This is a genomic window from Mesorhizobium sp., assembly GCF_041661565.1.
Classification (GTDB): Bacteria; Pseudomonadota; Alphaproteobacteria; order Rhizobiales; family Rhizobiaceae; genus Mesorhizobium.
The window spans coordinates 1-19,067 of the sequence record NZ_JBAZUD010000039.1 but is presented as its reverse complement, the minus strand read 5'-3'; the positions used below and the strand labels follow the sequence as shown (position 1 = coordinate 19,067).

The 19,067-nt window shown below is 63.2% G+C and carries 23 protein-coding genes, 1 other RNA gene and 1 pseudogene; 9 read left to right on the top strand and 16 right to left on the bottom strand.

Annotated elements, in window-relative coordinates:
• Positions 1-42: 42 nt before the first annotated feature.
• The 6 genes from WC739_RS09555 to WC739_RS09530 form a co-directional block, all read right to left on the bottom strand.
• Positions 43-1,560, bottom strand: a complete 1,518-nt coding sequence (locus WC739_RS09555) for a DegQ family serine endoprotease (protein WP_372952785.1) — start codon at positions 1,558-1,560, stop codon at positions 43-45.
• 147 nt (positions 1,561-1,707) lie between these two features.
• A complete protein-coding gene (locus tag WC739_RS09550) occupies positions 1,708-1,896 on the bottom strand; it encodes a DUF2065 domain-containing protein (protein WP_372952784.1) in 189 nt (62 codons plus the stop codon).
• A gap of 6 nt (positions 1,897-1,902) precedes the next feature.
• Positions 1,903-2,877 (bottom strand): protease modulator HflC, encoded by a 975-nt coding sequence (gene hflC, locus WC739_RS09545; protein ID WP_372952783.1) that lies wholly within the window; start codon positions 2,875-2,877, stop codon positions 1,903-1,905.
• Complete coding sequence (hflK, locus tag WC739_RS09540) at positions 2,877-3,989, bottom strand: FtsH protease activity modulator HflK (protein WP_372952782.1); 1,113 nt, start codon at positions 3,987-3,989, stop codon at positions 2,877-2,879. The genes hflC and hflK overlap by 1 nt, the downstream gene beginning before the upstream one ends.
• Before the next feature lie 163 nt (positions 3,990-4,152).
• Entirely contained in the window at positions 4,153-4,674 is a 522-nt protein-coding gene (locus WC739_RS09535; protein ID WP_372952781.1) for a dihydrofolate reductase, read from the bottom strand.
• Entirely contained in the window at positions 4,674-5,690 is a 1,017-nt protein-coding gene (locus WC739_RS09530) for a DUF4424 domain-containing protein (RefSeq protein ID WP_372952780.1), read from the bottom strand. The genes WC739_RS09535 and WC739_RS09530 overlap by 1 nt, the downstream gene beginning before the upstream one ends.
• Positions 5,691-5,833: 143 nt before the next feature.
• Between WC739_RS09530 and cobF the strand changes: the two genes are divergently transcribed.
• A complete protein-coding gene (gene cobF / locus WC739_RS09525; protein ID WP_372952779.1) occupies positions 5,834-6,595 on the top strand; it encodes a precorrin-6A synthase (deacetylating) in 762 nt (253 codons plus the stop codon).
• A 96-nt stretch (positions 6,596-6,691) separates the two neighbouring features.
• On the opposite strand, the gene WC739_RS09520 is transcribed toward cobF, so the two are convergent.
• From WC739_RS09520 to modA, 4 genes are all read right to left on the bottom strand, one after another.
• Positions 6,692-7,033, bottom strand: a complete 342-nt coding sequence (locus WC739_RS09520) for a winged helix-turn-helix domain-containing protein (RefSeq protein ID WP_372952778.1) — start codon at positions 7,031-7,033, stop codon at positions 6,692-6,694.
• Positions 7,034-7,117: 84 nt separating this feature from the next.
• Complete coding sequence (gene modC, locus WC739_RS09515) at positions 7,118-8,230, bottom strand: molybdenum ABC transporter ATP-binding protein (protein WP_372952777.1); 1,113 nt, start codon at positions 8,228-8,230, stop codon at positions 7,118-7,120.
• The gene (modB, locus tag WC739_RS09510; RefSeq protein WP_372952776.1) at positions 8,227-8,931 is read right to left on the bottom strand and encodes a molybdate ABC transporter permease subunit; all 705 of its coding nucleotides are present in this window, start codon (positions 8,929-8,931) and stop codon (positions 8,227-8,229) included. Before modB ends, modC begins: the two co-directional genes overlap by 4 nt.
• 19 nt (positions 8,932-8,950) lie before the next feature.
• Positions 8,951-9,745, bottom strand: coding sequence for a molybdate ABC transporter substrate-binding protein (gene modA, locus WC739_RS09505; protein ID WP_372952775.1), 795 nt, complete (start codon positions 9,743-9,745; stop codon positions 8,951-8,953).
• Between the two features lie 142 nt (positions 9,746-9,887).
• Here modA and WC739_RS09500 point away from each other — a divergent pair, with 142 nt between their 5' ends.
• On the top strand, positions 9,888-10,115 hold the full coding sequence (locus WC739_RS09500) for a molybdopterin-binding protein (protein WP_372952797.1): 228 nt from the start codon (positions 9,888-9,890) through the stop codon (positions 10,113-10,115).
• Between the two features lie 3 nt (positions 10,116-10,118).
• Here the strand turns inward: WC739_RS09500 and WC739_RS09495 are convergent, their stop codons facing one another.
• From WC739_RS09495 to WC739_RS09480, 4 genes are all read right to left on the bottom strand, one after another.
• Positions 10,119-10,514, bottom strand: coding sequence for a hypothetical protein (locus tag WC739_RS09495; RefSeq protein WP_372952774.1), 396 nt, complete (start codon positions 10,512-10,514; stop codon positions 10,119-10,121).
• Entirely contained in the window at positions 10,493-10,912 is a 420-nt protein-coding gene (locus WC739_RS09490) for a hypothetical protein (protein ID WP_372952773.1), read from the bottom strand. The genes WC739_RS09495 and WC739_RS09490 overlap by 22 nt, the downstream gene beginning before the upstream one ends.
• Entirely contained in the window at positions 10,909-11,703 is a 795-nt protein-coding gene (locus WC739_RS09485) for a thymidylate synthase (protein WP_372952772.1), read from the bottom strand. Before WC739_RS09485 ends, WC739_RS09490 begins: the two co-directional genes overlap by 4 nt.
• Before the next feature lie 223 nt (positions 11,704-11,926).
• Positions 11,927-12,238 (bottom strand): DUF2853 family protein, encoded by a 312-nt coding sequence (locus WC739_RS09480; RefSeq protein ID WP_372952771.1) that lies wholly within the window; start codon positions 12,236-12,238, stop codon positions 11,927-11,929.
• Between the two features lie 166 nt (positions 12,239-12,404).
• On the opposite strand from WC739_RS09480, the gene ssrA reads away from it, so the two are divergent.
• Positions 12,405-12,763, top strand: a transfer-messenger RNA (tmRNA) gene (ssrA, locus tag WC739_RS09475).
• Between the two features lie 125 nt (positions 12,764-12,888).
• The gene (locus tag WC739_RS09470) at positions 12,889-13,440 is read left to right on the top strand and encodes an AAA family ATPase (protein WP_372952770.1); all 552 of its coding nucleotides are present in this window, start codon (positions 12,889-12,891) and stop codon (positions 13,438-13,440) included.
• A 48-nt stretch (positions 13,441-13,488) separates the two neighbouring features.
• Here the strand turns inward: WC739_RS09470 and WC739_RS09465 are convergent, their stop codons facing one another.
• Positions 13,489-14,694 carry a multidrug effflux MFS transporter gene (locus tag WC739_RS09465; RefSeq protein ID WP_372952769.1) on the bottom strand — a complete coding sequence of 402 codons (1,206 nt, stop codon included), beginning with the start codon at positions 14,692-14,694 and terminating at the stop codon, positions 13,489-13,491.
• 188 nt (positions 14,695-14,882) lie between these two features.
• Here WC739_RS09465 and WC739_RS09460 point away from each other — a divergent pair, with 188 nt between their 5' ends.
• From WC739_RS09460 to WC739_RS09445, 4 genes are all read left to right on the top strand, one after another.
• A complete protein-coding gene (locus WC739_RS09460) occupies positions 14,883-15,572 on the top strand; it encodes a TetR/AcrR family transcriptional regulator (RefSeq protein ID WP_372952768.1) in 690 nt (229 codons plus the stop codon).
• Between the two features lie 117 nt (positions 15,573-15,689).
• Positions 15,690-16,232 carry an SspB family protein gene (locus WC739_RS09455; RefSeq protein WP_372952767.1) on the top strand — a complete coding sequence of 181 codons (543 nt, stop codon included), beginning with the start codon at positions 15,690-15,692 and terminating at the stop codon, positions 16,230-16,232.
• A gap of 16 nt (positions 16,233-16,248) precedes the next feature.
• The gene (locus tag WC739_RS09450) at positions 16,249-16,446 is read left to right on the top strand and encodes a DUF4169 family protein (protein ID WP_372952766.1); all 198 of its coding nucleotides are present in this window, start codon (positions 16,249-16,251) and stop codon (positions 16,444-16,446) included.
• Positions 16,447-16,456: 10 nt separating this feature from the next.
• Positions 16,457-16,681 (top strand): ribbon-helix-helix domain-containing protein, encoded by a 225-nt coding sequence (locus WC739_RS09445; RefSeq protein WP_372952765.1) that lies wholly within the window; start codon positions 16,457-16,459, stop codon positions 16,679-16,681.
• Here WC739_RS09445 and WC739_RS09440 read toward each other — a convergent pair.
• Positions 16,682-18,473, bottom strand: a pseudogene (locus tag WC739_RS09440) (chloride channel protein).
• 153 nt (positions 18,474-18,626) lie between these two features.
• Between WC739_RS09440 and WC739_RS09435 the strand changes: the two are divergent.
• The coding region (locus WC739_RS09435) for a MarR family winged helix-turn-helix transcriptional regulator (protein ID WP_372952764.1) at positions 18,627-19,067 on the top strand (441 nt) is incomplete at its 3' end.

The following is a 19,067-nucleotide window of genomic DNA, read 5'->3' as shown; positions in this document are numbered from 1 at the left end:
TACCCGGATTGAACCTCAGCCCACCCGGATCGGATTGAATTCTCAATCCATCCGGATCGTCACGAAACGCAACTCGCCGGTCTTCGACGCCAGCATCAGCAGCGCATTCTTGCGGCCCTGCTCCTTCAGCGCGCCGATCCGGTCCATGACGTCTTTTGGCGTGGCAACCGATTCCTGGGCGATCTCGGTGATGACCTCGCCGGGCTGGATGCCGCGTTCGGCGGCGGCTGAATCCTTGGCTACGTCGGTGATGACGACGCCGGAAACATCGGCGGCGATGCCGAACTTCTTGCGCGTCTCGTCGTTCAGTTCTCCGACAGTCATGCCGAGCACCGAGGCGGTCGAAACCGGCGGTGCCTTGTCAGCCTTGTCCTGGTCGGTGTTCTTGTCGTCCTCGCCGCTAGCGAGTTTCTCGCCGTCCTCGAGCCGGCCGAGCGTCACCTTCACCGTCTGCTCCACGCCCTTGCGCACGACCAGCACGTCGACCGCCTTGCCGACCGGGCTTTCGGCGACCACGCGCGGCAGGTCGCGCATTTCATGGATGTCCTTGCCGTCGAACTTGATGATGACGTCACCCGCCTGGATGCTGCCATTGTCGACCGGGCCGCCCTTGATGACCCCGGCCACCAGCGCGCCCTTGGCGGTCGCCATGCCGAGGCTCTCGGCGATGTCGTCCGTCACCGGCTGGATGCGCACGCCGAGCCAGCCGCGCCGCGTCTCGCCAAACTGGCGCAACTGGTCGACGACGCCCGAGGCGAGCTGCGAGGGAATCGAGAAGCCGATGCCGATCGAGCCTCCCGAGGGCGAAATGATCGCGGTGTTGATGCCGATCACCTCGCCGGAGCTGTTGAACAGCGGCCCGCCGGAATTGCCGCGGTTGATCGCGGCATCCGTCTGGATGAAGTCGTCATAGGGACCGGAATTGATGTCGCGGTTGCGGGCCGAGACGATGCCGACCGTCACCGTGCCGCCAAGGCCGAACGGATTGCCGATCGCCATCACCCAGTCGCCGACACGCATCCGGGTCGAATCGCCGAATTTGACCGCGGTGAGCTTGTGGCCCTTGGGGTCGACCTTCAGCACCGCGACATCGGTCTTGGTGTCGGTCCCGACCAGCGTCGCCTTCAGCGTGCTGCCGTCGGAGAAATTGACCTCGATGTCGTCGGCGTCGGCGATCACGTGGTTGTTGGTGACGACGATGCCTTGCTCCGCATCGATGACGAAGCCCGAGCCCAGCGATTGGACTTTCTGCGATCCGCCATCCTTGTCGCCGCCCCGATTCTTGAAGAAGTCGTCGAAGAAATCCTGGAAGGGCGACCCCTCGGGAAGCTGCGGCATCGGCACCGCACCCGGGCCCTCCGTGCCCTTGATCGTCTGCGAGGTCGAGATGTTGACGACCGCGCCGAGCAGGCCCTCCGCCAGATCAGCGACCGAGGCCGGGCCGTCGGCGGCGAATGTCGGCGCCGTGAAGGACGGGACGGCCACAGTGCCAACGAGCAGTGCGGCCGCGCCAGCGATCAGCGTCCGCTGCGCCGCGCGCAAAAGAGAACTGGATGTCATCGAGAAGCCTCCCGGGATTCCTGAAAGAAAAAGCGCTTCGACGAAAACGCCGCGTAGCGCCATGTTGGCAAAAAATACGGCACGTTTGCGGCTGTGACCATCCGCCGGGGATAAATCCCCCTTACCCTGAGCCGAAGCGCGCCGCCCTCATCCACCCCGCACGAGCCAGACGATGCCGACCCCGATTGCGATCGATGCCAGCCCGGCGATCCGCAAGATCGTCTCGGGCAACGACAGCACTTCTGTGGCAAGTTTCCTGGCCAGGCCGGGAAAGCCGCCATAGACCAGACCTTCTATCACGAGGACGAGGCCGATGGCGGCTAGAAAATCCTGCACCGGCCGCTACTGGCCGGTGCCCGATTGTGCCGCCGGCGCGGCGGGCGCCGGCGGCGGAGCGACAGGCCCCGGAGCCGGAGAAGCCGGCACCGACGACGTCTCCTTGCCGTCGGGATTCCGGAAAAAGCGGAAGAACTCCGAGTTCGGCGACAGCACCATCGTCGTTCCGGTGTTGTCCAGCGCCGTGCCATAGGCGTTCATCGACCGGTAGAAGTCGAAGAAAGCCGGATCGCGTTGATAGGCCGCCGCGAAGGTGGCGCTGCGCTGGGCTTCGCCCTCGCCGCGCAGGATCTCGGATTCCTTTCGCGCTTCGGCAACGATCTCGACCACTTCGCGATCGGCGCGCGCCGTGATGCGCTGCGCCGCCTCGTTGCCGCGAGCCCGCAGCCGCGCGGCCTCCGCAAGGCGTTCGGCCTTCATGCGGTCGAAGGTCTGCTGCGAAACCTCGGCCGTGAGATCGGTGCGGCGGATGCGGACATCCTCGATCTGCAGGCCAAGCGACGTTGCGTCGGGCCTCAGTTGGTCGCGGACCTCGCGCATCATCACGGCGCGCTCTTCGGAAAGAGCGGCCTCGAAATCGCGCAGACCGTAGACCCGGCGCAAGGCGGCGTCGAGACGCGTCCTGAGCCGCGCTTCGGCCAATTCGATCTGGCCGGAAACCGCGGAACGGAAAACGCGCGGATCCGAGATGCGATAGGCGATGAAGGCATCGACCTCATAGAACTTGCCGCCCGACACCTGCACGCGGATGTTGTCGAGGTCGAAGCGCAGCACCCGGTTCTCGATGAGCTGAACCGTGTCGGCGTCGAAGAACGAGAACGGCGCCTTGAAGTAGATGCCCGGCTCGCTCTTGACGTCGACGATCTCGCCGAACCTGAGAACCAGCGCCTGCTGGCGCGCATTGACCACGAAGACAGACGAATAGATCAGGAACAGGATGACCGCCGCGACGACGACGAAAATGGGGAGACGATTGGCCATTACTGGGCACCTCCCGTAACGCCACTAGCGGCCGGCACCGGCGGCTTCGGCTGCAATGCCGGCAGCGGCAGATAGGGGACGACCCCTTGCCCGTTGCCCTGCTCGACGATCACCTTGTTGGAATCTTTCAGCACCCTCTCCATGGTTTCGAGATAGAGGCGCTTGCGGGTAACGTCCGGCGCCTTGGCATATTCGTCGTAGACGGAGATGAAGCGCTGCGCCTCGCCTTCGGCTTCCTGGACGACCCGGTTCTTGTAGGCGGCCGCGTCTTCGCGGACCTGTGCGGCCTCGCCGCGTGCCTGGCCGAGCTTCTGGTTTGAATACTGGTTGGCCTGCTCGACGAACTTGTCTTCGTCCTGCTCGGCACGCTGCACCTCGTCGAAGGCATCGGCCACTTCGCGCGGCGGTGCTGCGTCCTCGATCGAGACGGCGTTGACGTTGAGCCCGGCCTTGTAGCCGTCCAGCGTCGTCTGGATGATCTCACGCACGGAAGCCGCGATACCCTGGCGGTCGTCGCGGAAGATGTCCTGCGCCGGCCGGCGGCCGACAGCTTCGCGCATGGCGCTTTCGGCGACCTGCCGCAGCATGCCGTCGGGATCGGAGACGTCGAACAGGTAGGCGCGTGGGTCGGAGACCTGATAGGCCACCGAGAACTGCACGTTGACGATGTTCTGGTCGCCCGAGAGCATCAGGCCATTGCCGCTGGTGTTGCCGCCGCCAATGTCGACAAGCTGCTCGGAAATCTTGGCGGTCTCGACGGTTTCGAGCGGCCACCAATGGAAATGCAGGCCTGGCTGCGACAGCTCCGCCTTCGGTTTGCCGAAGCGCAGTTCAACCGCGACCTCGTCAGGCTGCACGGTGTAAACCGCCTTGAAGGCCCACAGCACCACGAGTGCGGCCGCGATCAGCGCGAAGATGGCCGGGCTCGCGCCGCCACCACCTGGCAGTGCGCGGCGCAGGCGGTCCTGGCCGCGGCGGATGATGTCCTCGAGATCGGGAGGCGAGCCCTGCGGACCGCTCGGTCCTTTGGGACCCTGCCCCCAGGGCCCCTGATTGTTGCCGCCGCCACCCCATGGGCCGCCGCCACCGCCGCTCTTGTCGTTCCAGGGCATGAATGTCCTTTCGCTTGGAATTCCCTCAAGCGCCGGTGTCACGGCGCGAAATCCAGTGTTGTTCTTCTATAGGGACGCCATGCAGCGCTTTCAACGCGATGCGTCGCCGACTTGGTCCGATTTAAGCCGGTCGCGACCCTTTGTCGTCTTCAATGCCCTTTTTTCACTGCTGTGTCTCGCGGCGTCGCTCGTAAACCGAATAGCGCGTCGCGTGGCTGTCCTTCTCCCCGGCAGGTACCTCCTGTGAACTGACGACGCGCCAGGAACCCGGATCGATCGCCGGGAAATGCGCGTCGCCGTCGACCGCAGCCAGGACATGGGTGACATGCAGACGGTCGGCCAATGGCAACGCCTGGGCGTAGATCTCGCCGCCGCCGATGATGCAGACTTCGTCCACGCCAGCCATGCAGCGCCCGCGCACCCTCGCCAGCTGGATCGCGGTCTCCAGCGTGTGCGCCACCTCGACGCCCTCGGCGCGCCAGGCCTTGTCGCGGGTCACGACGATGTTGAGCCTGCCGGGCAACGGGCGGCCGATGCCCTCGTAGGTCTTGCGGCCCATGATGATGGGCTTGCCCATCGTGTCGGCCTTGAAGCGCTTGAGATCGGTGGACAGCCGCCAGGGCAGCCCTCCATCCCGTCCAATCACGCCGTTCTCGGCGATGGCAACATAGATGGCGACGTCCATCAGTTGGCGCCCCCGCCATTGCTGTCCGATGGATCGAGGATCAGGATGTCGACGTCGTGTTCCGGATAGAAATCGTCCGCGGTCATCTCGAAGGTTGTCGGGCCGATTTTCCTGACATTGTCGCCGCAGAACGAGACCAGCGACTTGGGATTGCCCTTGTCCACGGTAAGCTTGAACTTGCCGATGTTGCCTGACGCCCAGTTGCCGCCGGTCGTCAGTATATAGGCGATCCGGCTTTCGTAATACGCTGGATAGCCGTCCGGATTGCCCTTCGCCGCCTTGCGCACGGCGTCCTCGAATGCGCCGTCCATGCAGTAGCGGGCCTTGTAGCTGGCGTATGGGCCCTGGAACTGACCGTCATAGAAGAAACTGACCGAAGACGTGCCGCCAACGCTCGGCTTGTAGCGATGGGAAACGTGAACGTCCTGGTTGGCGGGAAAGGTCGAGCGCCACCAGTAGGTCGAGCGCAGCTGCCAGAACGGCGCATAGGCCGATTTCATGCCGTCGCCAGTGTCGGCGCTGTCCTCGATGATGATGCCGCGATTGACCCAGTCCTCGGCTACCGCTGGCGGCAGCTTTGCCAATGCCGCCTTGGCCGCATCGCCGAACGGGTTGAACGGCACGTTCTGCGCCTTCAGGTCGGCGCTGATGTCGATGCCGAGCGCGAACGCCTTCTGCTCCAGTTGCGGCGTTACCGCGACACCGTCGATCGTCACCTCGAAGCCGAGGAAGTTGTCGCTCTGGTTCTCGGGGATCGCCGGCATCTCCTCGGGATCGCCCGAGATATCAGGCATCGGGAAGGCGACGATCGCGTCGACGTCCTTGTCGGTGTTGTTGTGGAACACGTAGTCGACCGTGACCTTCTGCGGCGAGATGAAGAGATCCTCGCTTTGCATGGCCACCGCGTCGCTGCGCGACAGGATCAGGCCGCCGGTCCCGAGTTCGGCGATCGAATCATTGGCCAATGCGGGCGCGACGCACAGCGTCAGCGCGGCGGTCAGAACGTATCGCAACATGGAAGCCCCCTCGGCGATGATTGCCATGCGACCCTAGCGATTTCAATGTGGCGTTTCAAAGCCCTTCCGCTCTCCCAAGCACAGCGGCGGTATGGACAACGCGGTCTGGACTAACCGCCCTCGATCGGGCAGGAGGTCACTCCATGCGAAAGCTTCTCGTCATCGGCATTGGCGCCGGCAATCCCGACCACATGACCGTTCAGGCCATCGACGCCCTCAATCGCGCCGACGTTCTGTTCATCCCCGACAAGGGCGCCGTGAAAAACGACCTTGCCGACCTGCGCCGACAGATTTGCGACCGCTTCGTCACCAATCGGCATTCGCGCCGTGTCGAGTTCGATGTGCCGGTGCGCGCCGAACCGGCACCCTCCTATCGCCCGACCGTCGATGACTGGCACGAGGCCATCGCGGCGATCTACGAAGGCCTGATCCGCGACGAGATTGCCGGGGATGGCTGCGGCGCGTTCCTGATCTGGGGCGATCCCTCGCTCTACGACAGCGCGCTACGCATCCTCGAACGGGTCCGCCTGAGGGATAATGTCACATTCGAACTTGAAGTCATCCCGGGCATCACCGCGATCCAGGCGCTGGCCGCCAGCCACAAAATGGCGCTGAACCGCATCGGCGATTCGATCCTGGTCACCACCGGCCGCCGCCTCACCCAGGAAGGCCTGGCCGACAATGCCGGCAGCACCGTCGTCATGCTGGACGGCAAGTGCGCTTTCAACACTCTTGCCGACAAGAATCTGATCATCCACTGGGGCGCCTATCTCGGCACGGCGGACGAAATCATCATCTCCGGCCGCCTCGGTGATGTCGGTGCCGAGATCGAAAAAACCCGCGAGGAATCCCGCCTGCGTAAAGGCTGGATCATGGACACATATCTGCTGCGCAAACCGGAATAAGAGGGGAATGGGGCAGTAAGGGAGTAGGGCAGTAGGTGAACGGATATTTTGCCTGGAAACAGACACGGATGAGCTCCTACTGCCCTACTGCCTTCCCTATCCCGCCTCGATCTCCGCTTGCAGTGCCTGCATATGCGTTGCCGCTGCCGCCGCAGCGGCGCGCTCGATGGCGCGGAAACGGCTGACCACCGCAAGGCCGACCGAAGTCAGCTGCGCGCCGCCGCCCTTGCGACCCCCGGTCTGCGCGGCGACCAGCGGCTTGCCGAACACCCTGTTCATGTCCTCGACCAGGTCCCAGGCGTGCTTGTAGGACATCTCCATGCCGCGCGCCGCCGCCGAGATCGAGCCGAAGGCGGCGATCTGCTCCAGCAGTTCTATCTTGCCCGGTCCGATGCGCCCGTCGGGATCGAGATTTATCCGCAAGCTCAGTGACGGCATGTGTCGTTCTCCATGGTCACGCGAGAGGCCATCCTAGAAGCTCTTCCACGACACCGCTATTCCCAAAAGACATAGCGATCGTGATCACCCGTGAGCCTCGACGGGCAATCCGGCGCCGGTGTTGGCGCGGTCGAAGCTCACCGTCTTGACCACGGCGAAAACCGTGCCGCCAAGCCTAAGCTTCAACATCTGCCGCGACTGCTCGGTGATGCGCGCCAGCACGGTTGCGCCGTTGCAATCGATGGCGACCTCCACCGTCGGCCCCTCTCCCGGACTGAGGGCGACGATGGTGCCGGGCAGAATGTTGAGCGCGCTCAGGCCAGCGGGCTGTTCGGTGGCGATCATCACATCGCGTGCCCGGATACGGATGCGCACCAGAGCGCCTGTCTTCATGGCCAGACGCGGCACGCGGATCTCGCCGGCCGCCGAGGCGAGCACGGTCATGCCGAAAGTGTCGTCATGGCGCAGCACCCTGGTGTCGAGCACCGCGCCGCCCTCGCCGCGCTCCTCCGCCGGCAGGAGGTCGAGCCTTTGCATCACCGCTTCCGTCGGGCCGCTGGCGATGACCTTGCCCTGCGCCAGCATCACCACGTCGCTGGCGAGCCGCGCCACCTCGGCGACCGAGTGGCTGACATAGACGATCGGGATTTTCGTCTCGTCGCGCAGCCGTTCGATATAGGGCAGGATTTCAGCCTTGCGCGCCTCGTCGAGCGAGGCCAGCGGCTCGTCCATGAGCAGCAGCTTCGGACTGGCCAGCAGCGCCCGGCCGATGGCCACGCGCTGCTTTTCCCCGCCCGACAGCCTTGCCGGCCGCCTGTCCAGCAACGAACCGATGCCGAGCAAATCGACGACGGCATCCATGTCCGCATAGCGCTCGCCCGCCGGCGTGAACCAGCGGCCGTAGCGCAGATTGCCGGCGACGCTCATATGGGGGAACAGCCGCGCATCCTGGAACACCATGCCGATGCGGCGCTTGTGCTTCGGCACGAAAGTGCCCGCGTCCGTATCCACAAGCACGCGGCCGTCGACCTCGATGCGGCCCTTGCCGGGCCGGATCAGGCCAGCGATCATGTTGATCAGCGTGGTCTTGCCCGATCCCGATGGCCCGAACAGCGCCGTCAGCCGACCGGCGCTCTCGAAGCGGGCGTCGATGGCGAAATCGCCTAGCCGATGGCTGGTGTCGACGAGGACGCTCATTCGATGTCCATCCGCCGGCCGACGCGCCGCGCCAGCACTTCCGAGGCGACCAGCGCTGCCATCGAGATGACGATGGAAATCAGCGTCAGCCGCAGCGCGCCTTCGTCGCCGCCCGGCACCTGCGTGAAGGTGTAGATCGCCGACGGCAAGGTCTGCGTTTCATTGGGGATGTTGGACACGAAGGTGATCGTCGCGCCGAATTCACCCATCGCCTTGGCGAAGGACAGGATGGCGCCGGCGATCAGCCCGGGCAGGATCAGCGGCAGCGTGATGGTGGCGAATACCCATGGTGGATTGGCGCCGAGCGTTCCCGCCGCCGCCTCCATCTTGCGGTCGACCGTCTCTATCGACAACCGGATCGCCCGCACCATCAGGGGAAAACCCATGACGCCGCAGGCCAGTGCGGCACCTGTCCATCGAAACGAGAAGACGATGCCGAAATGCTCGGCCAGGAAGGCGCCCGCCGGACCGCGCTTGCCGAAGGTGAGCAACAGCAGGTAGCCGGTCACCACCGGCGGCAGGATCAGCGGCAGATGAACCACGCCGTTGAGCAGCGTCTTGCCCCAGAATTGTCCGCGGGCAAGCAGCAGCGCGATCACGATGCCCGGCGGCAGGCTGAACAGCATCGCCACCGTCGCCACCTTGATCGACAGCCGGACCGCATTCCATTCGTCGGGAGTGAGGTCCAGCAGCCAGGTCATATCGTGATGTCAGGCCTTTTCAGTTGCTCGGCGCGAGCACGGTAAAACCCTGTTCCCTGAACAAAGCGCCGGCCTTGGCGGACTGCAGGCATTTCAGGAAAGCGGTCGTATCCTTGTCCTTCGAATCGGCGGTCTGGGCAACCGGATAGATGATCGGCGGATGCGAATCCTCCGGGAAGGTGCCGACCACCTTGACGGCCTTGTCGGCCTTTGCGTCGGTGGCGTAGACGATGCCGAGCGGGGCTTCGCCGGTAGACACCAGCTTCAAGGCGGCGCGAACGTTTTCGGCCTGCGCCACCTTGTCCTCGACGGACGACCAGACGCCGAGCGATTCCAGGGCCGCCTTGCCGTACTTGCCGGCCGGCACCGCCTTGACATCACCCATGGCAAGCTTGCCGTCGCCGACCAGCCTGGCGAGGTCAAAACCCTTCTCGATCTTGGTTTCAATCGTCGAGTCCTTCGGAGCCACCAGCACGATCTCGTTGCCGAGCAGCTTCACCTCGGTGTCGGGCTTGGTCAGCTTCTTGTCGGAGAGATACTTCATCCAGTCGAGGTCGGCCGAGATGAAGACGTCGGCCGGCGCCCCACCCTCGATCTGCTTGGCCAGTGCAGAGCTCGCGGCATAGGACACGGTCGCAGCCTCGCCGACATCGGCCTCGCAGGCCTTGTTCACCGCATCGAGCGCGTCCTTGAGGCTGGCCGCGGCGAACACCACGACTTTGCCTTCCGCATGGGCGGCCGGCACTGCTGCCATCAACGTCGCCGCAAGGCCGCCAATGGCGATCGCCCTGAACCCGAACCCTTTGCGAATCATCGGAAACTCTCCCTCGTTTGAAATCGGTGCGGCGCGAAGCCTGCCGATCGATATATCCGCTTGAATATAACAAGGGAAGACTTTTTGCGGGACGCCCGTATTGTGACGGGATGCCATCGGAGCCTACGATGAGCCAGGCTGGATACAGCGAAGGAGATGTCCGGCGAAGATCCGCGTCCGCAACATCCTGAAAGGCCACATTGTCGAGATCGTCAAGGGAGCCACCACCTCGCATGTCCGGATCGACATTGGCGGCTCGGTCGTCACCGCCTCGATCACCAACGAGGCCGTCGCCGATCTCGGGCTGGAAAAGGGCAAGCAGGCCTATGCCGTCGTCAAGGCCTTGGACGTGATGGTCGGCATCGACTAGGGTTTAGGCCGCAAGCCTATGGATCAAGGCATCTTCGACATAGATGCCATTGATGGTGTTATGAGAAAATCGCACCTCGCCCAGACCATCAACGCGCATGGCGATGCCTAAGCCGGTGATAAGCCGGTCGTCCGCCGATGTGATCTTCACCTTGCTAAGGTCCAAAATAGGTTCCTTTGGACGCTCCTTACGCCAGTCAGCGGCAATGGTTGCCGCATCTAGGTATTTTTTCTCAAGATCCTTTCGTGGACCTCGATAGGCAATGATCATGCGCCAATTGTCGACATCACCGTTGTACAACCAGAGTGCGGCCGCGACTCCGAATCCCTTTTCATCAAGAGCACGAATTAGGTTGATGCCGGCATCGATGTCGGTCCTTACCAACGATCCTGAAGCCATCTGAATATTCCTTGCGCTTCGTCGACCATGGCGTTTCGCATAGCGGTCGCTTCAAACACATCTATCATATCGTAACGCGAAGCTTCATTCCAATCTGAGACCGCCGACCAATGGCCATCGAACACGGGCGACGCCGTCCGGCGTTCGGTAAGGTCCGTAGACAAGCCAGCCAACGCTATAAGCCTGTTGAGGTCATGGCTGTAAATGTCTTGAACGAATTTCTTGTCAGGAATGGTATCCGATTGAAAAAGCCTCGAAATTCGCGACTTGATGGCAATTTCTGCTGCATAGCCGAAGAGATAGTAAGCATTCGAGTAGCGTTCGTTTTGAAACAGAAGTTCTGCGTCTTGCAGCTTAGCATTGGCTATGGCTTGAAGCGCGGTCCTTTCCAGTGTCATACCGCGATCGGTGCCTTGATGCTGGCATCGGCGACATAATTTTCCAGCCGGAAATCGTCGAAGCGGAAGGCAAAGAGGTCCTTGACCTCGGGATTGATCCACATCGTCGGCAGCGCCCTGGGCGTACGCTTCAACTGCTCGCGCACCTGCTCGAAATGGTTCGAGTAGAGATGCGCGTCGCCCAGCGTGTGGACGAAATCGCCGGGTTTCAACCCGGTCACCTGCGCCACCATCAGCGTCAGCAGCGCATAGGACGCGATGTTGAACGGCACGCCCAGGAAAATGTCGGCGGACCGCTGGTAGAGCTGGCAGGAAAGCCGGCCCTCGGACACGTAGAACTGGAACAGGCAATGGCAGGGCGGCAGTGCCATCGCTTCTACCTCGGCGGGATTCCAGGCCGAGACGATCAGCCGCCGCGATTGAGGATTGCGCCGTATCTCCTTGAGAAGATTAGCGATCTGGTCGATCGAGCCGCCATGGCCATCCGGCCAGGAACGCCATTGCTTGCCATAGACCGGGCCGAGGTCGCCATTCTCGTCGGCCCATTCGTCCCAGATCGAAACGCCATGGTCGGTCAGGTACTTGATGTTGGTGTCGCCGGCCAGGAACCACAGCAATTCATGGATGATCGACTTCAGGTGCAGCTTCTTGGTGGTGGTGACCGGAAAGCCTCGCGCCAAGTCGAAGCGCATCTGGTAGCCGAAAACCGAGCGCGTGCCCGTGCCGGTCCGGTCACCACGATCGGCACCGTTGTCCAGCACGTGCTGCAAGAGGTCGAGATACTGGCGCATCGGTTCCGGCTCGATTCTAGGGTGTAGCTATTATAGCTGCCTGATCGCCATGTCTGCAAAGGTGGATGTTGGCGAGACGATCAGGACAGCTCCCTTCTCCCCGATCACGGGCAGAAGATGAGGCAGCCAGATAATTACATCGCAGCGCCGACGCTCGATGAAAAGAACTAAAGCCGGAGCGACTGTCCTGCCGCGCCAGCCTCCGCCAGCTGATCCGCGAGCCTCAGAGCGAACCCAGCTTGCCCAAGTCCTTGGCCACGAGGTAGTAGAAGGTCACCCGGCTCTTGCTGCTGTCGGCGGCCAACGCCTTGCAGGTCTTCTCGATCGCGGCGTCGGCCTTTGCCCCGTCGCTAACGCCGAGCTTCTTCGAAATCCAGTTCTCCTTGACCCGCTCCAGTTCCTTGGCATCCGTGCAGGAAACCAGGGCGGAATCGCGGTTCCTGAGCGCGATGCCCAGATGCTTGACGATCTTTTCGACCACGTCGGCGCTTGCCGCGGCGTCGTATTTCTTCACGTCTGCAAGATAGTCGGCCATCAAAATCCCCTCATCGGCGCCACGGATCCGATCGATGAGGGCTGTGGCGCTCAGCGCTGTCGCGCTCTGTCGTTGGCTCCTCACCGCCTGCGGAGCTTCGGTTGAGACCGCGCCCAAGTCAACCCTTGGAAAAGGCGGTTTCGGGCGCGAGACAAAGTGCGATCGCGGCCTTTCATTTTCCGCCGGCGGGACCTATATTCGTTTTGTCGGCTTGACCGACTATGGCGATAAATGGGCGATGAAATAAGCCGTTCGGACCCGGGGGCGGTACCCGGCGCCTCCACCAAAACCCGCTCGTGGTCAGAGCGCGTTTTGATGGGGGCGAAATAGGATCGACGAAGGTGTAAAGATCGTACTTTTGCCCGGCATGGTACCACCGTCATCGGGCTAAACCTGTAGTTGCAAATGACAACTATGCGGAAGCACGTCTCGCTGCTTAATGCAGTGCGATAGCTTCAAATCAAGTCCTAGGGGTTCGCACTTCTAGGCGGGGTTCGGAGGTACCTGGCAACAGAAACCTCCACTTCTCCTATCTCCAATTCCTGCTCTCCAAGATGCGTCACGCGCAAGGCTAGGTCCCGCTGGCCAGGCTTTCGTTCGGCCTGTGGCCGAAGGCGCCGCGCTACGCGCCCTTCTTCACGGACAAAAAGATGAATTGGGATCGCCTCTTCGTGCTGACCGGCGGGCCCGGGTCCGGCAAGACCACATTGATCGAAGCCTTGCGCCAGGCGGGCTTCGCCACCTCTCTCGAAGCGGGGCGCGGTATCATCCGCGGCCAGTCCGCCATAGGCGGGAGCGCCCTGCCCTGGCTTGATCGCGCGCTGTTCGCCGAGCTGATGCTGTCGTGGGAGATGCGTTCTTACCAGGTCGCGCTCGACCAGCCGGGGCCAGTCTTTTTCGACCGCGGGATACCGGACACGCTCGGCTATCTCAGGCTGTGCGGCCTGCCGGTGCCCCGGCATGTCAGCTCCGCAGCTAACCGTTTCCGCTACAACGCTCGCGTCTTCATCGCCCCACCCTGGCCAGACATCTTCGCTCAGGATGAAGAGCGCAGGCAGACACTCGACGAGGCCGACCGCACCTACCACGCGCTGGCCAGCATCTATACCGAGCTTGGATATGAACTGGTCCCGCTACCATTGGCGCCCGTAGAGGCACGGCTGCGCTTCGTCCTGGCGGAGGCAGGACTGGCCCAGACATGAAAAAGGCCGGGGATGCCCCGGCCTTTCGATACCCATGTGGTGATCGCTCTACTCCGCCGGCGCTTCGATGGCTTCGCGCGAACGGCCGAGCGTGACCCTGGCCAGCGTGAACGAGATCACAGCGCACAGCGTTATACCTGCCACCATCGGCAACGGCGTGCCGTCGAAGAACACACCGGCGACGCCCATGGCGACCGCGCCGATGGCAAAGTGCAGCGTGCCCATCAGTGCCGAAGCCGTACCGGCGATCTCGCCATGCTCCTCCATCGCCAGCACCGATGTCGTCGGAATGACCAGGCCGAGGAATCCGTAGCCGATGAACAGCAGTGCCGCCATCACATCGAGCCGGTCGATGCCGGTCGCCATGACCGCGAGCAGCACCACCATCGTGGTCGCGTAGCCGGTCACCGCGATGCGCACCACGCGGCGCAGCCCGAACCGCTCGGACAGCACTCCCGTCAGCTGCGACATGCCGATGAAAGCCACCGCGTTGATCGAGAAGAACACGCTGTAGACCGAAGGCGACAGCCCGTAATGGTCGATCAGGATGAAGGACGAGCTCGACAGGTAGACGAAGAAGCTGGCAATGCCGAAACCTGCGATCGCCACCAGGCCAAGGAAGTTGCGGTCGCCCATCAGCAAGCGGTAGCCGGAAAGCGCCGTGCCGAAGGAGGAACCGACACGGTCCTCGACCGGCCGCGTCTCCTTGAGCGAGGTCGCCAGAAGGATGGTGGCCAGCGCCGCCGCACCCGTCACTGTCCAGAACACGGCGCGCCAGCCGAAATTCTCGATGATCTGGCTGCCGGTCAGCGGCGCCAGGATCGGCGACACCGAAAACACCAGCATCAAGAGCGACATCAGCTTGGCGGCCTCGGTGCCGGTGTGCAGGTCACGCACGATGGCGCGCGGCACCGCCATGCCGGCGCTGGCGCCCAGGCCCTGCAGGAAGCGGAAAGCGATCAGCCATTCGATGGTCGGCGCCATTGCCGAACCGATGCCGCCGGCCATGAACAGCGCAAGCCCGCCATAGAGCGGCAGCTTGCGGCCGACCATGTCGGAGATCGGCCCGACGACGATCTGGCCGAAGCCCATCGACAGGAAAAAGATCAACAGGCTCATCTGCACGGCAGCGGTGCCGGCGTGCAGATCCGCGCCGATCGACGGCAAGGCGGGGAGATACATGTCGATTGCGAATGGGCCGATCGCGGACAACAGGCCGAGCACGACCGCAATGCGGAGGAATTTGGGACTCATGATAAAGGCTTCTTTCGAATCTGGCTGCCGCCGCCAGGCGACGTCTAACCCTAGGACGTTCCATCCCGTGAGATTCCGACTCTCCGGGAGTGGATTCTATTCGTCACTCCGGGCCGAAATCTCTTTGTGTCGTGTCCACAAATTTAGACAGTCTTGTCTAAATCGTCAATCACCTCTATATCGTTTTCATGAGACCGAGCGTTTCTCCTGACACATTCCGGCCACGCGGCCACGAGGCCAAGCGTCTGTCGATCGTCGATACCGCCGCCGGAGTGTTCTGTCGCGAAGGCTTCGCCGGCGCCAACATCGATCTGATCGCCGCCGAAGCCGGTGTCTCGCGCCAGACCATCTACAATCACCATGGCGACAAGGAAAAACTGTTCGTTGCGGTCGTGCGCGATCTCACCGAGCGCTGCAATGCCGGCATTTTCGCCACCATCGACACCTTCCCGGACCAGCCCAGCGATCTCGAGGCCGATCTGATCGGCTTTGCCATGCGTCTGAACCAGAACTGTATCTGCAACCGCGATGGAAAATTCCTGCGCAAGCTGATCCAGACGGAAGGCGAACGCTATCCCGAACTGTTTGCCGAGTGGCGTGAACAGGGGCCAGGTCGAACATGGCCGGCAATCGCCGCCCGCTTCGCCCGCCTGGCCTATGGCGGGTACCTCGATATAGAGGATCCGGACGTGGCGGCGCGCCAGTTCCTCGGTCTCGTCAATGCCGAGTTGCAGACCATTTTCATGCTCGGCGGCACGCCGCGCGAGGAGGAAGTGCTGCAATCCGCGACAAATGGCGTGCGCACCTTCCTGCGCGCCTTTGGCAAGCGCCGGCCCTTGGCCCCGATTGAAAAGCAAAGCGCTCTCGCCAGCGCCTGAGCGATCAAATCGTGGCAATAGGCCTCGCTTCCGGGCGACGGTGATCTATATGCGGTTTACGCCGCGCTCAAGCTTGACTACAGCTATGCGGACGATTCAACGGAACCCGACCGCCACATGGCCGACGACCACATACGCTACGACATTCTGGCCCAGGAGGCGTTGCGCGGCGTCATGCGCAAGGTCCTGGCAGAGGTCGCGCGCACCGGCCTTCCCGGCAACCACCATTTCTTCATCACATTCCTGACCGGCGCGCCCGGCGTGCGGGTGTCTTCGCGTCTGCGCGAGCGTTACCCCGAGCAGATGACCATCGTCATCCAGTTCCAGTATTGGGACCTGAAGGTGACGGACACCGGCTTCGAGGTCGGCCTGTCCTTCTCCGACGTGCCGGAGAAACTCGAAATCCCGTTCTCGGCCGTGCGCGGCTTCTACGATCCGTCGGTCAACTTCGAACTGGAGTTCGACGTGAAGACCGATGCCGTTGCGGCGGACGAACCGGCGGCACAGCCTGCTCCGGAGCCGCTGACCATCGTCTCCGAGAAAAAGCCGAAGGCCGAGAAGAAGTCCGCAGCCGAAGCTGAGAAGAAGCCCGCGGCAGCGGCCGACGCGGCGGCCAAGGGCGCCGACGTGGTGTCGCTCGACGCCTTCCGCAAGAAATAGGCCCACGGTTCGCGCCATGGCCGAAATCGTCAATCTCCGCCAGGCCCGCAAGCAGAAGGCAAGGCTGGAGAAGGAACGGGAAGCCGCCAACAACCGCGCGTTGCATGGTCGCACCAGGGACGAAAAGGAACGCGACCGCCGGACCGCCGAGACAAGTGAGAGGTTTCTCGCCGGCCATCGCCGCGAAACCTCCGGTCCCGAAGACGACCTATGAGCGTCTCGGCGTGAGCGCGGTCGAAAAGCGCTCGGTGACCATTCGCGGCCACCGCACCAGCTATTCGCTCGAAAAATCTTTCCATGACGATCTCGTCGCGATCGCGACGGCAAGGACTTTGACGCTGGCCGCCCTTGTCGCCGAGATCGACGCGACGCGCCCGCGCGACACCAACCTGTCGTCGGCGCTGCGGCTTCATGTGCTGGAGTGGGCGAAGCGCGGCGCGGGTTCATAGCTAGGGAGCGTCAATCAGCTCCGCCTTCCTGCCGCGTCCGAAACCAAGCAGGGTCGTGCGATCACGATCCTCGGCCTGTTTCCTCGATCGCACGCGCATCAGGTCCTTCCAGCCGACATAGCCGACCAGCTGGAGGCCGTCGCGCGTGACGACGGGCAGATGGGACACGTTGGCCATCAGCAGCTTGTCGGCGAGGCCTTCCAGATATTCATCCGGATAGGCCAGCGTGACCTTGCTGCCGGCCAGCAATTCGCCAAGCGTCCTGGTGCGGTGCGTGCCTGCGCGCCTCCACCTCAGGATGGCCGGCGGATCGATGACACCGAGGACATGGCCGTGCTCATCGACCACCGGAAAACTAGGATGCCGCGTCTCCGGCGCGGTCAGGAACGCTGCGGCGCCATGCAGCGTCATCGTCGCCGGCACGCTCTCGACCTTGGAGGTCATCACCTCGCGCACCCTGGTCAGGGCGAAAGGATCGACACGGTACTCGCGAACCAGATGATGTCCCCGTCTGGCGATCTTCTCGGTCAGGATCGAACGCTTCATCAGCTGTGACGGCGTGCGCTGCCGCGCAGGCCGCGATCAGCGGCACCAACACATGCGTGTCGCCGGTCAGTTCGACGGCAAAGAAGGTCGCGGTCAACGGCGCCCGCATGGTGCCGCCCATGGTCGCGGCCATCGCCAACAGCGCCCAGAAGCCCGGATCCGCCTCGGGCAGGATGCCGGCAAGCACCGCCCCCATCGCCCCCCCCATGATCAGCAGCGGCGCCAGTACGCCTCCGGACGTTCCCGAGCCGAGCGCCACCGACCAGATGATCGCTTTCACCACCAGGAGAATGAGTGCCGCCATGGCCAGTGTTCGCCCATTCAACATGTCGGCGATGTTGTCATAGCCGACGCCGAGTGCCTGAGGTTCGATTAGCCCGCCTATGCCGACCACCAGACCGCCAATCATCGGCCACCACATCCAGTGGATGGGCAGCTTCTGGAAGCCGTCCTCGCAGGCGTAGACCATCTGGGTGAGCAGCCCCGAAAGCAAACCGGCGCAGATGCCGACAAGAACCCAGCCGCCAAGCGCGGTGAACGAAACCGCCATGCCGCCCTGGAACGGAAAGATCGGTCCTGGCAGATGCAGCATGGTGCGCTCGACCTCCGCGATGATCGCCGCCACCGCCACCGGGATGAAACTGCGCGGGGTCCATTCGAAGAGCAGCAGTTCGACCGCCAGCATGATGGCGGCGATCGGCGTTCCGAACACGGTGGTCATGCCGGCCGCCGCGCCCGCCACCAGCAGCGTCTTGCGCTCATTGTCGCTGACCGGCAACATCTGCGCGATCAGCGAGCCGATCGCGCCGCCCGTCATGATGATCGGGCCCTCCGCGCCGAATGGACCGCCGGAGCCGATCGAGATCGCGGAGGACAGCGGCTTCAGGATCGCGACCTTGGCGTCGAGCCTGGACCGCCCCAGCAGGATCGCCTCGATGGCCTCGGGAATGCCATGGCCGCGAATCTTCTCGCTGCCGAAGCGCGCCATCAGGCCGATGATCAGCGCGCCGATCACCGGGACGATGACGGCGGCAAGCCCGAGCGGTGTGTCTTGCAGCTTGAGATCGGCGAGCGAGAACTGGCCAAAATAGGCAATGTTCGTGGCCAGCCGGATCAGCTTCAAAAGCCCGATGCCGGCAAACAGGCCCGCCGTGGCGACCACCACGGCAATCGCGGCGATGAGCAGCACCCGTACATCGGTGGTGAAATCCCTGAGATGACCGGGATTGGGTTGATGGGTCTTCATGCTGGGGGCTTTCTGGCGGTGACCGGCTTTGGAGACGCGGCACGGTCAAAAAGGCCAGCCGGACTGTCGGCCGGCTATATATCGTGACACGATACATATGTTCAAGCCGGTTTCGCTCGAAATCCGTTTGAGCTTTCGCTGGAAAATGAACACATGTCGGACATGACGCAGACGAAGAAACCACGCCCCGCCATCAGCCAGGCCGACTACCAGCGGCTGTCGGAATTTCGCTACCTGATCCGCCGCTTCCTCGAATTCAGCCAGGTGCAGGCGGAAGATGCCGGCTTGACCACCCGCCAGCATCAGGCGCTGCTCGCCATCAAGGGATTTCCGGGAGGCGGAGCAGTGACGATCGGCGACCTGGCCGAGCGCTTGCGCATCCGCCACCACAGCGCGGTCGAACTGGTCAACCGTCTTTGCGAGGCGGGACTGGTGGCAAGGGATCAGGACAAGGACGACCATCGCCGAGTGCTGCTGCGACTGACCGAGCGCGCCGACGACTGTCTGGCAGAACTTTCGGCGGCGCATCTCGACGAGCTTTCACGCATCGAGCCGATGCTGAGGCGGCTGCTCGATCGAAACGGCGGATCCCCG

Coding starts and splice junctions, on each gene's coding strand:
- WC739_RS09555 (WP_372952785.1), bottom strand. CDS start 1,560: ATGACATCCAGTTCTCTTTTGCGCGCGGCGCAGCGGACGCTGATCGCT.
- hflC (WP_372952783.1), bottom strand. CDS start 2,877: ATGGCCAATCGTCTCCCCATTTTCGTCGTCGTCGCGGCGGTCATCCTG.
- hflK (WP_372952782.1), bottom strand. CDS start 3,989: ATGCCCTGGAACGACAAGAGCGGCGGTGGCGGCGGCCCATGGGGTGGC.
- WC739_RS09535 (WP_372952781.1), bottom strand. CDS start 4,674: ATGGACGTCGCCATCTATGTTGCCATCGCCGAGAACGGCGTGATTGGA.
- WC739_RS09530 (WP_372952780.1), bottom strand. CDS start 5,690: ATGTTGCGATACGTTCTGACCGCCGCGCTGACGCTGTGCGTCGCGCCC.
- cobF (WP_372952779.1), top strand. CDS start 5,834: ATGCGAAAGCTTCTCGTCATCGGCATTGGCGCCGGCAATCCCGACCAC.
- WC739_RS09520 (WP_372952778.1), bottom strand. CDS start 7,033: ATGCCGTCACTGAGCTTGCGGATAAATCTCGATCCCGACGGGCGCATC.
- modC (WP_372952777.1), bottom strand. CDS start 8,230: ATGAGCGTCCTCGTCGACACCAGCCATCGGCTAGGCGATTTCGCCATC.
- modB (WP_372952776.1), bottom strand. CDS start 8,931: ATGACCTGGCTGCTGGACCTCACTCCCGACGAATGGAATGCGGTCCGG.
- modA (WP_372952775.1), bottom strand. CDS start 9,745: ATGATTCGCAAAGGGTTCGGGTTCAGGGCGATCGCCATTGGCGGCCTT.
- WC739_RS09495 (WP_372952774.1), bottom strand. CDS start 10,514: ATGGCTTCAGGATCGTTGGTAAGGACCGACATCGATGCCGGCATCAAC.
- WC739_RS09490 (WP_372952773.1), bottom strand. CDS start 10,912: ATGACACTGGAAAGGACCGCGCTTCAAGCCATAGCCAATGCTAAGCTG.
- WC739_RS09485 (WP_372952772.1), bottom strand. CDS start 11,703: ATGCGCCAGTATCTCGACCTCTTGCAGCACGTGCTGGACAACGGTGCC.
- WC739_RS09480 (WP_372952771.1), bottom strand. CDS start 12,238: ATGGCCGACTATCTTGCAGACGTGAAGAAATACGACGCCGCGGCAAGC.
- WC739_RS09470 (WP_372952770.1), top strand. CDS start 12,889: ATGAATTGGGATCGCCTCTTCGTGCTGACCGGCGGGCCCGGGTCCGGC.
- WC739_RS09465 (WP_372952769.1), bottom strand. CDS start 14,694: ATGAGTCCCAAATTCCTCCGCATTGCGGTCGTGCTCGGCCTGTTGTCC.
- WC739_RS09460 (WP_372952768.1), top strand. CDS start 14,883: ATGAGACCGAGCGTTTCTCCTGACACATTCCGGCCACGCGGCCACGAG.
- WC739_RS09455 (WP_372952767.1), top strand. CDS start 15,690: ATGGCCGACGACCACATACGCTACGACATTCTGGCCCAGGAGGCGTTG.
- WC739_RS09450 (WP_372952766.1), top strand. CDS start 16,249: ATGGCCGAAATCGTCAATCTCCGCCAGGCCCGCAAGCAGAAGGCAAGG.